Source organism: Leptotrichia sp. SK-5, assembly GCF_055387215.1.
Map to the genome: position 1 here is coordinate 1,164,292 of NZ_AP028931.1, position 13,978 is coordinate 1,178,269.

At 31.5% G+C, this 13,978-nt stretch carries 20 protein-coding genes; all 20 read left to right on the forward strand.

Annotation, left to right across the window (positions count from 1 at the left end):
* The 20 genes from ACZ5B9_RS05875 to ACZ5B9_RS05970 all read left to right on the forward strand — a co-directional run bounded on the left by ACZ5B9_RS05875 (position 1) and on the right by ACZ5B9_RS05970 (position 13,936).
* Positions 1–855 carry a phage late control D family protein gene (locus ACZ5B9_RS05875; protein WP_464423756.1) on the forward strand — a complete coding sequence of 285 codons (855 nt, stop codon included), beginning with the start codon at positions 1–3 and terminating at the stop codon, positions 853–855.
* 10 nt (positions 856–865) lie between these two features.
* Positions 866–1,414: an XkdQ/YqbQ family protein gene (locus ACZ5B9_RS05880; protein WP_464423757.1), complete on the forward strand. Its 549-nt coding sequence runs from the start codon at positions 866–868 to the stop codon at positions 1,412–1,414.
* A 99-nt stretch (positions 1,415–1,513) separates the two neighbouring features.
* Positions 1,514–1,705: a type II toxin-antitoxin system HicA family toxin gene (locus ACZ5B9_RS05885; RefSeq protein ID WP_464423758.1), complete on the forward strand. Its 192-nt coding sequence runs from the start codon at positions 1,514–1,516 to the stop codon at positions 1,703–1,705.
* A gap of 35 nt (positions 1,706–1,740) precedes the next feature.
* On the forward strand, positions 1,741–2,190 hold the full coding sequence (locus tag ACZ5B9_RS05890; protein WP_464423759.1) for a type II toxin-antitoxin system HicB family antitoxin: 450 nt from the start codon (positions 1,741–1,743) through the stop codon (positions 2,188–2,190).
* Between the two features lie 73 nt (positions 2,191–2,263).
* Positions 2,264–2,722 (forward strand): phage baseplate protein, encoded by a 459-nt coding sequence (locus ACZ5B9_RS05895; protein ID WP_464423760.1) that lies wholly within the window; start codon positions 2,264–2,266, stop codon positions 2,720–2,722.
* Complete coding sequence (locus tag ACZ5B9_RS05900; protein WP_464423762.1) at positions 2,722–3,513, forward strand: phage tail protein; 792 nt, start codon at positions 2,722–2,724, stop codon at positions 3,511–3,513. Before ACZ5B9_RS05895 ends, ACZ5B9_RS05900 begins: the two co-directional genes overlap by 1 nt.
* Positions 3,510–3,827, forward strand: a complete 318-nt coding sequence (locus ACZ5B9_RS05905; RefSeq protein ID WP_464423763.1) for a hypothetical protein — start codon at positions 3,510–3,512, stop codon at positions 3,825–3,827. Before ACZ5B9_RS05900 ends, ACZ5B9_RS05905 begins: the two co-directional genes overlap by 4 nt.
* A complete protein-coding gene (locus ACZ5B9_RS05910) occupies positions 3,820–4,932 on the forward strand; it encodes a baseplate assembly protein (RefSeq protein WP_464423764.1) in 1,113 nt (370 codons plus the stop codon). Before ACZ5B9_RS05905 ends, ACZ5B9_RS05910 begins: the two co-directional genes overlap by 8 nt.
* Positions 4,929–5,570 carry a phage tail protein I gene (locus tag ACZ5B9_RS05915; RefSeq protein WP_464423765.1) on the forward strand — a complete coding sequence of 214 codons (642 nt, stop codon included), beginning with the start codon at positions 4,929–4,931 and terminating at the stop codon, positions 5,568–5,570. The genes ACZ5B9_RS05910 and ACZ5B9_RS05915 overlap by 4 nt, the downstream gene beginning before the upstream one ends.
* Before the next feature lie 9 nt (positions 5,571–5,579).
* Positions 5,580–6,596, forward strand: coding sequence for a phage tail-collar fiber domain-containing protein (locus tag ACZ5B9_RS05920; RefSeq protein ID WP_464423766.1), 1,017 nt, complete (start codon positions 5,580–5,582; stop codon positions 6,594–6,596).
* Positions 6,597–6,617: 21 nt separating this feature from the next.
* Positions 6,618–7,409, forward strand: a complete 792-nt coding sequence (locus ACZ5B9_RS05925) for a hypothetical protein (RefSeq protein WP_464423767.1) — start codon at positions 6,618–6,620, stop codon at positions 7,407–7,409.
* 9 nt (positions 7,410–7,418) lie between these two features.
* Positions 7,419–7,907, forward strand: a complete 489-nt coding sequence (locus tag ACZ5B9_RS05930) for a cytoplasmic protein (RefSeq protein WP_464423768.1) — start codon at positions 7,419–7,421, stop codon at positions 7,905–7,907.
* Positions 7,908–8,918 carry a glycosyl hydrolase 108 family protein gene (locus tag ACZ5B9_RS05935; protein WP_464423769.1) on the forward strand — a complete coding sequence of 337 codons (1,011 nt, stop codon included), beginning with the start codon at positions 7,908–7,910 and terminating at the stop codon, positions 8,916–8,918.
* 146 nt (positions 8,919–9,064) lie between these two features.
* On the forward strand, positions 9,065–9,382 hold the full coding sequence (locus tag ACZ5B9_RS05940; RefSeq protein WP_464423770.1) for a hypothetical protein: 318 nt from the start codon (positions 9,065–9,067) through the stop codon (positions 9,380–9,382).
* Between the two features lie 12 nt (positions 9,383–9,394).
* On the forward strand, positions 9,395–9,766 hold the full coding sequence (locus ACZ5B9_RS05945) for a hypothetical protein (RefSeq protein ID WP_464423771.1): 372 nt from the start codon (positions 9,395–9,397) through the stop codon (positions 9,764–9,766).
* Complete coding sequence (locus ACZ5B9_RS05950; RefSeq protein ID WP_455035804.1) at positions 9,744–10,067, forward strand: hypothetical protein; 324 nt, start codon at positions 9,744–9,746, stop codon at positions 10,065–10,067. Before ACZ5B9_RS05945 ends, ACZ5B9_RS05950 begins: the two co-directional genes overlap by 23 nt.
* A gap of 449 nt (positions 10,068–10,516) precedes the next feature.
* A complete protein-coding gene (locus tag ACZ5B9_RS05955) occupies positions 10,517–10,828 on the forward strand; it encodes a hypothetical protein (protein WP_455036671.1) in 312 nt (103 codons plus the stop codon).
* Complete coding sequence (locus ACZ5B9_RS05960) at positions 10,828–12,801, forward strand: V-type ATP synthase subunit I (protein WP_464423772.1); 1,974 nt, start codon at positions 10,828–10,830, stop codon at positions 12,799–12,801. The genes ACZ5B9_RS05955 and ACZ5B9_RS05960 overlap by 1 nt, the downstream gene beginning before the upstream one ends.
* 63 nt (positions 12,802–12,864) lie before the next feature.
* Positions 12,865–13,338, forward strand: a complete 474-nt coding sequence (locus ACZ5B9_RS05965; protein WP_006803739.1) for a V-type ATP synthase subunit K — start codon at positions 12,865–12,867, stop codon at positions 13,336–13,338.
* Positions 13,339–13,384: 46 nt separating this feature from the next.
* The gene (locus ACZ5B9_RS05970; protein WP_464423773.1) at positions 13,385–13,936 is read left to right on the forward strand and encodes a V-type ATP synthase subunit E; all 552 of its coding nucleotides are present in this window, start codon (positions 13,385–13,387) and stop codon (positions 13,934–13,936) included.
* The last annotated feature ends 42 nt before the right edge of the window (positions 13,937–13,978 follow it).

Consider the following 13,978-nt stretch of genomic DNA (forward strand, 5'->3'; position numbering starts at 1 on the left):
GTGGCTTTTGCTAGAAATATAAGAGTTGTAGTAATTTTTAATAAAGTTGATATTTCTGATGAGATAGCCCATTCTATTTCATCTCTAAACTATACTGATAACTCTAAGAATGCTATAGATGACTTGGAGCTGGAACTTGAAAATTTGGATTACCATTGGCTGAAAGAATGGTATCCAGATGAAAATGCTCAATTACTTGTTGGGATTCATGAAGACTTGGAAAATGAAACTAATTTTTTGGATTTAGGAACTTTTTATGTGGATGAGCCGACATTTGAAAATAATAGGCTTAATCTGAAATGCTTAGCTTTACCATTAGACCAGAATATTAGAGACCAAAAGAATAGTGTTGCTTGGGAAAGGATAACTCTAAAAGAGCTTGTTACACAGATTGCCAATAAGCATGAAATGAATGCGGAAATATATGCAGATGACGAATTTTTTGAAAGGCTTGATCAGAACCAGGAAACAGATTTGGCTTTTATTAACAGAGTTGTCAAGGAAACTGGATTAAATATGAAAGTATCTGATGACAAGATAATCATTTTTGATGATGAAGAAATGGAAAAGAATGATACTGTTGAGATTTTTAATATTAATGATGAGAGAATCAGAAGTTTCAGTTTGAAAAAGAAAAATAAGGAAATTTATGATAATGTTGAAGTTTCATATTATGATCCTGACAAGAAGAAAGTTATTAAGGAAATTATTACAAAAAAAGAGCTTGAAAAACGCAATCAAGTTACAACTGAAAGCTCAGAAGAAAAATCGTCAGAAAATAAAAAATCAAAGAACAGTAGCAAGTCTTCTAAAAACAAGAAGTCTAGCAAAAAGGTTAAATCCAAGAAAAAATAAGAGGTAAAGAATGAGCTACGCGTCTTTTAAAAAGGAAAAAAGTAAAAAATCAGGAAGTAAAAATTCCTCCAAAAAAGGAAAAACAGTTAAGGAATCGAAAGAGAAGTTAAAAAATAAAGCTGAAGGTAAAAAGGGCAGAAGTAAAAAAGAGAAAACTTTAAAAATTAAGACAAAAGGGAAAAGTACAGCCAAGAAAGTAGCTAAAAAAACATTGAAAGAAAATATGAAACAGGAGTATCAGATAACTTTAAATGTTGACGGAAATACTAAATACTTGGCAGGAGCAATAATAGAACTGGATGAGAGTTGGGGAAAATTTGAAGGTAAATATGTAATCGATAAGGTAACGCACAATGTAACTGGAGATTATACCTGTGAAATCAATGCTATGAAACTTGGAGCAAGAGAAAATGCCGAACAAAATGCGATTGCCCAGACTAAAGAGGAGCAACGGCAAAAAGAAGCAGAAAGACAGGCTAAATCTAAAGGCAGAAAAGGTAGAAGTAGCAAGAGTTCTAGCAAGAAAAAAGGACGAAAAGCTAGAAATAAGAAGAAGTAAATTATTTATAGGACAATTACAATTAAATATAATAACTGTGATAAAAAAATCGTTGACTTTATACGTATTTTGATGTATAATATCTTTGAGGTGGTTAGGATGCCAATGAATTCAAGAGAAATGATTAGATTTTTGAAGAGAAACGGATTCACCGAAATAAAAGGTGGAAAAGGCTCTCATAGAAGATTTAAGAATTTCGATACCGGTAAGGTAACCGAAGTGCCTTGTCATAGTGGGGAACTTAATAAGAATCTCGAAAGAGCGATATTAAAACAAGCAGGATTGAAATAAATCCTGTTCCTCATTTCAAAAATAGGAGGTTAATTATGTATGTAGTGTACCCAAGTATTTTTTCTAAAGAAAAAGAAGGCTATAGCGTTCATTTTCCTGATTTAGGCGGTGCGACATGTGGTAGCGATTTAGAAGATGCCTACTATATGGCAACAGACTATATAGGTACGGTATTAATGGAAGATTTTTTAGAAAAAAAGGAACTTCCAAAAGCAACAGAAATTGAAAAAATAGATATAAGAGCCTATTTTGAAACATTATACGATAAAGATACAGAAAAGAATGAAATAGAAGAAGCTGTAAAAAATTCATACACAACTTTAGTTGGATTAGATTTACTGAAATACGTTAAAGAAACACAAAAAACAACGGTTAGAAAAAATGTAACTATACCAAGCTGGCTTAATGAAACAGCAAAAAGATATAATATAAATTTTTCAAAAGTGTTGCAAGAAGCCTTGGAAAAAGAATTGGAAATAGAATAATTTTTTAAAAATATTTAAAATCACAGTTATTAATTTAGCTGTGATTTTTTTGTTACAAAAAGTGATAAGGCAGGTGGTTAAATTGATTGAAACATTAAAAGCAGGAGAAGTAAGTGCGATAGATTCAAAAACTGGAAAAGTGAGAGTGCTGTTAAAGGGCGATGATGATAAAACGACGGACTGGCTTAATGTATTGGTTCCTTATTCTGAAAGCCACAGCGACAATTACACACTTGGACTAGGACAGACTGTTTATTGCTTATTCTTTTCAGAAATGCCTGAACAAGGAGTTGTGCTTGGCTGTCCTATGCGAGGGTCTTCCAGCAGTGAAAGTGAGGTTAAAAGGACTTTTTCTGATGGTGGAAGCTGGAGTTATGATAAAAATACGTTGACTTTGAATATTGGCAAGATTGTAATTAATGGAGATTTGGAAGTCAGTGGAACTACAAAAACTGGTGGAAGTATTAATCTTAATACACATAAACATAGTGGCGTTATGATTGGTGGAGATAAGACAGGAGGACCTGAATAATGATAGGAAGTCTCGGAGATGTAATATTTGAAGTATCTGACAAGAAAGTATTTTCAATTAATAATCAGATAAATAGATCATATAAATCTAAAATTTCTGAACATAATCCAATATACGGTCCTGGTATGTTAAGACATCAAGGCAGAGAATTAACGGAAATAACTTTTGGGATTACATTAATTTCCTCATTACTACAAGAAACAACACCATCGGAACAGCTTGATAAAATAAAGACTATGTGGGAGTTCGGAGAGTATGGTTATTTAACATTAGGAGGGCAGACATTTGGAGCTTTTCCGTTTTTGATAATAGATATAAGTGAAAAGAATTCTTATTTCAACAGAGAAACTTCTGAGTTTGATTATATAAATTTAGACCTGACGTTAAAGGAATATATAGATGATCCTAAAAAATATAATCAGATAATAGAACAGTTAAAAGCTCAAAAGAAAGAGCAGGAAGAGCTTGTTGAAGCAGAAGCTGTGAATATTGAAGTCGAGCAGAAAACAAAATTACAGGAATTTGCGGAAAAAGTAAAAAATAAAGTAGATAGCACGCTTGAAAAAGTAGATAAAGCTATTCAGATTGCAGAAAATAAGAAAAACGAAATACTAAGCCAGCTTGAAAAAATCAAAAAAGATGCCAAAATTGATGAACTGATGAATTTAGTAAGAGCCGGAATGATTACAGCAGATAAAGTTAATGAAATGATTGATTATGCTAAAAATTTTGATAAAACAGATAGAGAAATACTAATGAATTTTTTAAGAAATCAGATTGGAGGTAAATGATGATATACGTTTCATCTAACGAAGAAATTAATTACGCTCCAAAAAATTATGTTGAGGAAGTTGTAACAAATGTTGGAATGCTTTTAAGAGTTTGTAAGGAAGAACAGCCACTTAACCGTGATTTCAGTTTTGACAGCGATTTAATAGATAAAAACATAAACGTTGTGGAAAATAAAATAATGTCTCAGTTGCTTGAGTTGTTCAGGAAATATGAGCCGAGGGCAATTTTAAAAACCACAGAAATAAAAATGATAGATAAACACAATAATGATTTTGATATTGAACTGGGAATTGAGGTGATAAATATTGGATAATTTTGAGGAATACGAAGCGATAGACAGCGATGCTTGGGAAATAAAAAGAGATATGATAGACAAATTTCAGGAATTGAGTGGAAAAACTCTGACTGAAGCAAGTCCGGAAACATTAATTTTTAGTACAGTTGCTTATCAGTTGGCATTGCTTGAAGAGAAATATAATGATGATATTAAGCAGAATTATTTGAGATATGCAAGAAATGAAAGGCTTGACCTGAAAGGAGAAATCTATGGGAACAGAGGTAAAAGGCTGGTAGAACAGCCTGCAATAGCAACTTTCAGATTTTATATATCTAGTGTTCAAGCAACTGACACAGTTATCCCAAAGGGGTCAAGAATACGTTACAATGAGCTTTATTTTGAAACAAATGAGGAATATAAGATATTAAAAGGAAATCTGTCAGTTGATGGAAAAGCTACATGTAATACACTTGGAATTATTGGAAACGGTATCCCAGTAGGACAAATAAAGGATATGGTGGACATTTATCCAAATTATTCAAAAGTAGAAAATATCACGGAAAGCAATTCAGGAACAAATGAAGAAGCGGACGAAAGCTACAGGGAAAGAATAAGGGAAATTCCTGAATCTTTCACAACAGCTGGGAGTTCAGGAGCTTATACATTCTGGACTAAAACAGCAAGTACAAATATTATTGATGTAAAAGTTCATTCTCCTAGTGCTACTAATGTAGATGTGTACATTTGGACAGATACTGGCACAGTAAGTCAAGAACTTAAGGAAAAAGTAAAGGCAGTACTCAATGAAGAAAATGTAAGACCACTAACTGACAATGTAAATATTAAAGAGCCAAACAAAGTCAACTATTCTATAGATTTTGACTACTATATTGATAAGGATAATGAAACTCTTGTAAATATAATAAAATCTAATGTTGACAAGACTATACAGGAGTTTATCAAATGGCAAAAAGAAAAGATAGGCAAGGATATTAATCCAGATGAACTGATTAAAAGATTAAAAATTGCCGGAGTAAAAAGAGTGGTATTAAGAAGCCCTGTATTCCAAAAATTGAATTTTAACCAGGTTGGAATAAATAACAGCATAACAAGTAACTATCAAGGAGTTGAAGAGTTATGATAACTGTACAAGATTTAAAATTAACTGACATTGCTGCAAAATCGACTCTTACAGATAAAACAACAAAATGGATATATGAATCAATAGATTATGCAATAGAACAGCAGAAAAATAGAATAATAAGTAAATTTTTTCTTGATATTGATAAATTAAGTGAAACGGAAATTGATTATTTATTGTGGGAATATCATGTAGATTATGTTGGAGAAAATGCCAGTCTTGAAAGCAAGAGAGAATTGGTAAAAATAGCAGTAATAGCCCATTTTAACAAAGGAACACTTGGAAGTGTAAAGGCTATTTGTAAAATTCTTTTTGGAAATGCAGAAATAAAAGAATGGTTTGAGTATGGTGGTCGACCAGGATATTTTAAAATATCTACTTTGGGAGAACTTAAAGATGAAAAAGATTATCTTAAAGTATTAGATGTAGTCAATGAATATAAGAATGAAAGAAGTTGGCTTGAAGCATTGACATTTGACAGGACTGCAGAGTTTGGAAAGCATATTGGGATATTTTCTGAAAAACTGATAATTAATATTCTGAATGAAAGAAACTTTGAACTTCCGTGGATGGAACAGAATTTAAGTGAAGGAATAATAAATGTAACTGTAAAAGAAAATACAATAGGGATTAGATAAGGAGGTAGTATGGCTAATTACATAGGTTGGATATTGACTAATAAAGGAAGGGAGCTTCTTGCAAAGGCAATAAATAACGAGACTAAAATAAATATCACAAAATTTAAGATTGGAGCTGGATACAACACAGGAAATGACAGGGAATTAACAGATTTACTGGATAAAAGAAATGAATTCCCTGTGAACAGTTACGAAAGAAAAGAAAATGGAATAGTGGAATTTACTTTCATTGTTTCTAACAAAACTGGAAGTGGTACAAGTACAATAACGAATTCATATAAAATTTCAGAGATGGGGATTTATGCCCAGGATGATTCAGGAACAGAAATTTTATATGCATACAATAAAGGAACAGATGGCGATTATATACCTGTTTACAATGGAAAAAATGCTATTGATATTGTTGAGAAGTGCATTATTATAATCGATCAGGCTGCTAATTTAAATGTAACAATAGATAATTCAATGACATACTTAACAAGAGAGTCGGCAGACAGAAGATATCTGGAAATACAGGCATTAGCAAAAATAATAGGTCTAGAATTTGGCGGAAACATACAGGACGTCGGCAATAAAACTAGAGGCAAGTTCTACTATGACAGTGTAACAAAATTTTATTACGAATGTATCGCGGACACAAATTTAACATATAACGATGTGTCAAAATTCAGAGCTATCTCCAACAAGCCACTTTCAGACAAATTAGAAAATTTATACGAAGTTATACCAGGAACTTTAAATGCAAGTCAGATTGCTGGCTTTTCTTCTGCAACATTATACAAGAAGGCTGGAATAGTCTTCTTGATTATAGACGATAACCAAAGGCTAAATGGGAGAACCGAGGGCAATGTAATCTTAACACTGCCAGACGGTTTCAGACCCAGAAATCGTACAAGCTTTTCAGGAAACACAGGTGCAGGACAGGCTTGTGTGTTCAACGTAGAAACTGATGGACGTGTAATTCTGATGTCAAACATCAAGTTATCAGGCTACTTATATTTCAATGTCAGTTTTTTAGCAAAATAATGAATAGAAAGGAAAACAAAGATGAATGTTGTAATTTATGATAAAAAAAGTCTTGAAGTAATAGCGAGACCTATTATTACCAATCTGGAAGATTTTAAAAAAGAGCCGAATTTATTTTATCCAGACTGGGATTCGGAAAAGCACATCTGGAACGAATTGGAATATCAAAATCCAGTTCTCGAAAATGGAAATCTAAGGGAGGCAACAAAAGAAGAGTTGTACAAGGCTGGAAAATATACTTTAGCTGAAAATGAATTAATCGAGGACGGAAAAATCAAGGCAGTTGAACTATCTGAATTCGAGTACATCGAAGACAATCAAATAAAGTACAGAAAAGAAGGAAAAATTGAAAAACTGAAAGAAGAATTATACCAGTTAAGGCTTGAAAGGGAAAAGAAGCCCTTTGAGTTTGAAGTAAAGGGAACTAAGTATTTACAACATAACAGGACGATAGACCAAAGTAATATAACCAAAATATTATTCAGCTTAGTTTTGAAATTCGTTCTTGGACTTATGGGAAAAATTGCTAAGGGTCAGAAATTGGACTTCACTCAAGTAATGGGTGATTTAATGAATACAGAGTATAGCAATTGGAAATTTTACACGGAAGACGGCTCTGAAAAGTATGTAAATGTAAGCGTTCAGAGATTTATTGAAATGAGTGAGATAATGAGAAAGCACACAACCGTTTCAATGGTTGCCGAGACAACATTGTCGCACAGTTTGGAAAACAAGACGGTTGAGGAGCTGAAAACATTTGACGCCGAAGCAGAATACAATAAACTTTTTGAAAGTGAAATAAAGCAAGGTTAGGAGGTATTTATGCAGTTAGAAAAAGACAAGCTATATATATGTTTCCACAAGCCCAAGAGACTGATAGGGCATTTAATAGCATTATGGACGCTAGGTAAATACTCTCACTGTGAATTTATTTACAATGGTCAAATTTTTTTATCTAATCCTGGAGGAGTTAGGACAAGGAAATTTGAGTATCAGAAAAATATGGAAATTTATGAGCTTGATAAAAATATCGATCCCAAAGATGTGATTGAATTTTTTAGAACAGCTCAAGGCAAGGGCTATGATTATTTAGGAATTTTAGGACAATTTTTCTATGCTGATAAGGTGCAGGACGATAATAGGTATTTTTGCAGTGAGTTCTGCCTTAATGCAATCGATTATGCTTTACAATTTACCTTGACCTATAAAGGTAAATCATTAAAGGATAGGGTTGGCTATCAGTTCAGCCCTGCAAAGTTGTATAAGTATTTAAAAAATATGGAATTAATAAAAGAAAAGGAAGTGGTATAAATGGACCCATTTGAAAGAATATTTGATTATCTGCTGAAAGTTGAGGGAGGATATTCAAATGATAAGCACGATAAAGGTGGAAAAACTAAGTATGGAATCATTGAAGAAGAAGCAAGAGAATTTGGCTATACTGGAGATATGCAAGATTTAACAATAGATTTTGCAAAAAATATATATCTGAAAAAATATTACTTAGGAAACAAGCTGGATAAAGTTGTAAATGATAAAGTGGCACTATCTATATGCGACTGGGCTGTAAACAGTGGCAGAAATGGAACAAAAAACGCACAGATTGCCATAAATCAATTGACAAATGCAAATCTTGATGTAGACGGAATAATTGGAAATAAAACATTGGAAGCATTGAATGCAGCAGATTCTGGTAAATTTTTAGAAGTTTATCACAACTTGCAGAGAATTTATTACAAAGGTAAAGTTGAAGCTGACAACACACAAGAAAGATTTTTGACAGGCTGGTTAAACAGAGTTCAGAGAAAGGAGGAATATTTGAAAGACTGGAATAAGGAAAATACAGCAACAGAGAATAAAACGTATTCTTTCAGCCAAGAAAGTTTGGATAAAATGAAAAAAGTACATCCAAAGTTAGTCGAAGTTATGAAAGCTGCAATTATAAATAGTCCGTTTGATTTTAGAATCACAGACGGTGCTAGAACAACAGAGGAACAGTTTGCTTTATATCAACAAGGAAGAACTGTTTTATATGATAAAAAAGGAAAAAAATTAAAAAAAGTAACTAATTGTGACGGAAAAACATTTAAATCTAATCATCAATTAAAATCTGATGGATACGGACATGCGGTTGACATATTCCCTTGTGGAGTTATAGAAAATGGTGTGTACAGAAAATTCACATCAGAAGAAGGATATGATGATAAAAAATTAAAATTAATAGCAGATCATATTTTGGCAGTAGCAAAAAGTAAAAAAATTAATATTGAATGGGGCGGAAACTGGAAAATGCACGATACACCACATTTTGAACTGAAGTAATGTACAAATGGCTTTGATATAAGCCTAATACAAGCGTTAAAAATAATTTTGGTATAAATTTAGCTAGTAAGATAAAATTGATTGTAGGGCTTGCTGGATAGCTTAAAATTGATATTAATTAAAATAAGAAAAGGGAGAGATAAAAAATGGATAAACAGTTACAAGTAATTTTAATAGGGATGTTGGTAGATTTCACTAGAAAAGAAGTACTAGAGAAGGAAATAATCTTTGGAGCTAAAAAAGGAATAGAAAAATTGGAAGCTGTTAAAAACAACTTTTTTGGAAAGTTTAAGGAGTTTGTAAAAAAGGCACAGGAGATAAACAACCCATACATTCCTGATGATATTGAGAGATTCACTGAGGATTTATTGTTAAAAGGTGCTGAAGCACTTGAAAAAACTATAAATGTGGATGAAATAATACACAAAATACTTGGAGAAGAAAAAACAGCAATAGGGATATAAGGAGCATAATTAATGATAGAGGATTTAAAAGTAATAATAGACAATCACGGACTTTTCCTCATACTGTTTTTCAGCGGTGTACTCTTTGGCGTGGTTGCACAGAAAATGATAGACAACCAGCCAGTAAAACCGTACATAAAAAGAATAGCCGTCGCCGGAATGACAATGGCTATCGCTCTATCTTTGAACAAAGTCGTAGGGCATTTTAAAGCTGGGTTTCTATATCCGTGGAGTCCTGTCTTGGGATTTTTCGGAGAGGCTCTGCTAGAGACAGTAAATCAGAAAAGATATGGCATAAGCACAGGATTTTTGGAACTTTTACTGGAAAAGCTGGGGTTTGTCAAGAAGAGGGATGGTAAAGATGAAGATATATCACAGAAGTAGGAAGTTTGCAATCGTAATGTTTGCGTTGATATTTTTAAATTCAGTAATTATATTGGAATTAAGAGGCTATCAAAGAAGGCAGAATTTAAACTTGTTGCAGAGTAAATTGAAGAACGAAAGCAACAAAGAAGTATTTAATTACATAGAAGAGAAGTCGAAGACGGAAGATTTAATACTCTTGATAAGCACAAACTTTATCGCTTTAATGATAACTGTCGGATTCGATAGATTTGGAGTGTTTGAGGAAAGCGATGAAACTATAAAGGAAAATAAGAAAAAACTTGTGAAATTATTTTTGTAAGTTATTAGGGTAGTCAGAAATGGCTATCCTCTTTTTTTTATTTTTGTAAAGATTGTATAAATTTTTGTATTTATTTTACGGTAATATACAAATAAGATACAGTTTAAAATTCAAATGTTTACAAAACCCAACAATATAAACAAATTGTAAAATCAATATTGACAATAAGTCAAAAAATTGGTAACATATTGATATACTGACTAAGCAGTCAACTTATTTTGTTATAATTATAGTAAAACTATTTTAAGAAAGTTTTTAGGTCACAATTATACTACTCGATTCCAAATTTAGTTTTTATAAATATAAAATTAAAAAAAATCATATTTATGAATAAAAAAACAGATAAATTAGAGGTTTGAGAGTAAAATAATATTTGTGAAGTTTTGTTTTTAAAGTAATATTATTATAGTTATAAAAAAGTAAAAATAAATTTTGAAGGAGGTTATATCTTGGCAAAAGAAGTTTTACAAAAAATAAAAGATGCTGAAAGTGAATCAGACAAGATTATTGCTGATGCAAATGAAAAGGCAAAAGATATTTTGAAAAATATTGAGCAGAAAATAAAAGATGACGGCGATAAACTAATTTCTGAGACAAATCTTGAAGTAGAAAATTTGAAAAAAGAGTCAATGGATGATGCTGAAAAAAGAGTAAAATCTCTTTTGAGCAGTGAAGAAGAAAATGTAAACAAAATTCTTGAAATTGACGAAAAGAAAATAGATGAAGTTGTTAATTTATTAGCAGAGAGGATTGTGAAATAATGGCAATAGTTAAAATGAGCAAATTTGATTTAGTTGTTTTCGCAGAACAAAGAGCTAAAGTATTAAAGAAACTTCAAAAATTTAAAGAAGTAAATTTTGTAGATATTGAGTTGCATGATGAAAATGGGGAACTTAGTAAAGATGCTGTTGAAGGTGTTGCTAAATATGTGAATAATGAAGAGCTGACACACATTGATGAACGTCTTTATCAGTTAAGCAATGCGATTTCTCTTATTAAAAAATATGATGAAAGAAAAACACGTTTAAGAGATGTTATTCATGGAAATGAAAATTATACATTTGATGAATTGGCAAAAAAAGCATTGAGTTATGACTGGAAGAAAGTTTCTTTTGAACTGAATAAAATTGGAACACAATATTCACAAATAAAATCGGAAATTTCTAAAAAATACATGCGTTATGATGAAATTGATTTGTGGGAACGACTAGATGTAAATCCTAAAGAATTAAAGAACTTGAAAAAAGTAAATACATTTTTAGGTACAGTGCCAATAAAGTTAAAAGGAACTTTTATTGATGGTATTTCTAAGCTTGATAAAACTTATTATGAAGAGCTGAAAATAGTAAAAGATGAAGTGTATTATCTTGTAATTTCAAGTATTGATGAAAGTGAAAAGGAAAAGTTGGCTGAAGTTTTTAGAAATAGCAGTTTTACAGTGGAAAATCTTGACATTGATGCAGTTCCACAAGATTATAAAAATGAACTGCAAAAGGAAATTTCAGAGCTGAAGAAGGAAAAACGAAGACTAAAAGCTCAAATTAAAACTTATAGTGAAGATTTGACTGATTTACAGGCAGTTTACGAATATATGCAGAATAAAAAGTTAAGAATTGTTGAATCAGAAAAATTAGCACAGACTGAAAATACTATTTTGATAAAAGGATGGATTCCAACTGAAAAAGTAAGTGAATTTGAGAAAGTGATAAAAGATGAGGCTGGAGATAATTATTACTTGACATTTACAGATGCGGATAGGGATGATGCGACAGTGCCTATTAAGCTGAAAAATGGAAAAGTTGCAAGTACATTTGAAAATTTGACTGGAATGTATGCATATCCAAGATATAATGAAATTGATCCAACTCCACTGTTTACACCGTTTTATATCTTATTTTTTGGAATGATGGGAGCAGATGTAGGTTATGGGCTTGTATTACTGCTTGCAACAATGTTTGTTTTAAAAGTAGTGAATTTAAGTTCTCAAATGAGAAAATCTATCAAGTTTTTCTTTTATTTAAGTTTTTCTGTTATTTTCTGGGGGCTTTTATATGGTTCATATTTTGGAGCGACAATCCCAGGAATGTGGAGATTGGTAGATCCAGCGTCACAATATAACGATTTATTGATAGGTTCAATTGTATTTGGTGTAGTCCATATATTTGTTGGATTGGCAATAAAAGCGTATATGTTAATTAGAGATGGTAAATCATTGGAAGCAGTTTATGATGTATTGTTTTGGTATATGGCTCTTATTGGCGGAATGTTATTCCTAATATTCAAGTTAATGAATTTATCAGCAGTTGTGGCAAACGTGTCAATGTGGGTAATGATTGCCGGAATGGCTGGAATCGTACTTACTGGTGGACGTGAAGCTAAAGGAGTCGGTGCAAAATTAGGTGGCGGACTTTATAGCCTTTATGGAATTTCAAGTTATGTAGGAGATTTTGTATCATATTCAAGACTTATGGCTTTAGGACTTTCTGGTGGATTTATTGCGTCAGCTATAAATATGATAGCAGGAATGATTGGTGGAAACTGGTTTGGTATGATTTTTATTCCAGTAATACTGATAGCAGGACATTTGTTTAATATGTTCTTATCTTTCCTAGGTGCTTATGTTCATACTTCAAGACTTATGTATGTAGAGTATTTTGGAAAATTTTACGAAGGTGGAGGAAAACCGTTTAAAGATTTTAGAACAGAAAATAAATATATAAATCTTGATGATTAATTTTATAATTTAAGTTTAGTAAAAATGTTTAACAAAAAATAGAAAAAATTAGGAGGAAATAAAATGAATTTTTCACAATTTTTAGTACAAAATGGAGGAATCGTAATGGCGACATTAGGTGCGGCATTAGCGACATTATTAGCAGGTATTGGGTCTGCAAAAGGTGTAGGTATTGTTGGGGAAGTAGCTACTGGACTTATGAGTGAAGAACCTGAAAAATTTGGTAAATCGTTAGTATTGCAATTATTACCAGGAACACAAGGGTTATATGGATTCGTTATTGGACTTATGGTGTTAGGAAAATTAAAACCTGAAATGCCTTTACAAACTGGATTAGGAATTTTAATGGCTTGTTTACCAATCGCAATAGCAGGTTATGGTTCGGCAATCGCGCAAGGAAGAGTTGCGGCGTCTGGTATTAGCCTGCTTGCAAAAAATGAAGAACAAAATACAAAAGGTATTATTTACTCAGTAATGGTTGAAACTTATGCATTATTGGCATTCGTTGTATCAATTATGCTATTAGGAAGATTCTAATTTAAAAAGGGGTATTTATACCCCTTAAATATGGTAAGGAGTGAATATGTCTAATTTAAATAATTTAACATCAAAAATATTAAATGATGCTAAAGAGGAAGCCGACAAAATTGTAAAAAGTGCAGAGGAAAAAGCAAAGCAAAAATACGATTTGGAAATAAAAAAAGCTATTGCAAAAAAACAAACATTGCTTGAAAATGCAAGAAGAGAGCGTGAACTGCTTTCAGACAGAATTAAGTCAAGTGCAAATTTAAAGGCTAGAAATGAAAAATTAAAGGCAAAACAGATAGTAATTGACAAAGTTATAAATAAATTAAAAACAAAACTTGTTAATATGAATGAGAAGGAATATATTAATTATTTGAATCAAAATATTGATAAAAAATCTATAACAGGAAAAGAACTAATTGTAAAAAAAGAGTTTTTAAATAAAGTAAAAAAAGAATTTCCAAGTGCAAAAGTGAAAGAAAATGAGTTTGTAACTTCAGGATTTATTATTGAAGAAAATGGAATTCAAGAAAATTACACTTTTGAAGTGAAACTGGATTTTATGAGAGATGAACTGGAAGTTGAAATTTCCAAACTTCTTTTTTCATAATGTAAATAAAATTTATAGAAATTTAAGTTTTATATTTTCTTT

Excerpts from the sequence above, each read along its gene's own strand:
- ACZ5B9_RS05925 (WP_464423767.1), top strand. The coding sequence starts at position 6,618 with ATGAATGTTGTAATTTATGATAAAAAAAGTCTTGAAGTAATAGCGAGA.
- ACZ5B9_RS05960 (WP_464423772.1), top strand. The coding sequence starts at position 10,828 with ATGGCAATAGTTAAAATGAGCAAATTTGATTTAGTTGTTTTCGCAGAA.
- ACZ5B9_RS05940 (WP_464423770.1), top strand. The coding sequence starts at position 9,065 with ATGGATAAACAGTTACAAGTAATTTTAATAGGGATGTTGGTAGATTTC.
- ACZ5B9_RS05900 (WP_464423762.1), top strand. The coding sequence starts at position 2,722 with ATGATAGGAAGTCTCGGAGATGTAATATTTGAAGTATCTGACAAGAAA.
- ACZ5B9_RS05945 (WP_464423771.1), top strand. The coding sequence starts at position 9,395 with ATGATAGAGGATTTAAAAGTAATAATAGACAATCACGGACTTTTCCTC.
- ACZ5B9_RS05930 (WP_464423768.1), top strand. The coding sequence starts at position 7,419 with ATGCAGTTAGAAAAAGACAAGCTATATATATGTTTCCACAAGCCCAAG.
- ACZ5B9_RS05935 (WP_464423769.1), top strand. The coding sequence starts at position 7,908 with ATGGACCCATTTGAAAGAATATTTGATTATCTGCTGAAAGTTGAGGGA.
- ACZ5B9_RS05965 (WP_006803739.1), top strand. The coding sequence starts at position 12,865 with ATGAATTTTTCACAATTTTTAGTACAAAATGGAGGAATCGTAATGGCG.
- ACZ5B9_RS05970 (WP_464423773.1), top strand. The coding sequence starts at position 13,385 with ATGTCTAATTTAAATAATTTAACATCAAAAATATTAAATGATGCTAAA.
- ACZ5B9_RS05950 (WP_455035804.1), top strand. The coding sequence starts at position 9,744 with ATGAAGATATATCACAGAAGTAGGAAGTTTGCAATCGTAATGTTTGCG.
- ACZ5B9_RS05905 (WP_464423763.1), top strand. The coding sequence starts at position 3,510 with ATGATGATATACGTTTCATCTAACGAAGAAATTAATTACGCTCCAAAA.
- ACZ5B9_RS05880 (WP_464423757.1), top strand. The coding sequence starts at position 866 with ATGAGCTACGCGTCTTTTAAAAAGGAAAAAAGTAAAAAATCAGGAAGT.
- ACZ5B9_RS05920 (WP_464423766.1), top strand. The coding sequence starts at position 5,580 with ATGGCTAATTACATAGGTTGGATATTGACTAATAAAGGAAGGGAGCTT.
- ACZ5B9_RS05890 (WP_464423759.1), top strand. The coding sequence starts at position 1,741 with ATGTATGTAGTGTACCCAAGTATTTTTTCTAAAGAAAAAGAAGGCTAT.
- ACZ5B9_RS05885 (WP_464423758.1), top strand. The coding sequence starts at position 1,514 with ATGCCAATGAATTCAAGAGAAATGATTAGATTTTTGAAGAGAAACGGA.
- ACZ5B9_RS05915 (WP_464423765.1), top strand. The coding sequence starts at position 4,929 with ATGATAACTGTACAAGATTTAAAATTAACTGACATTGCTGCAAAATCG.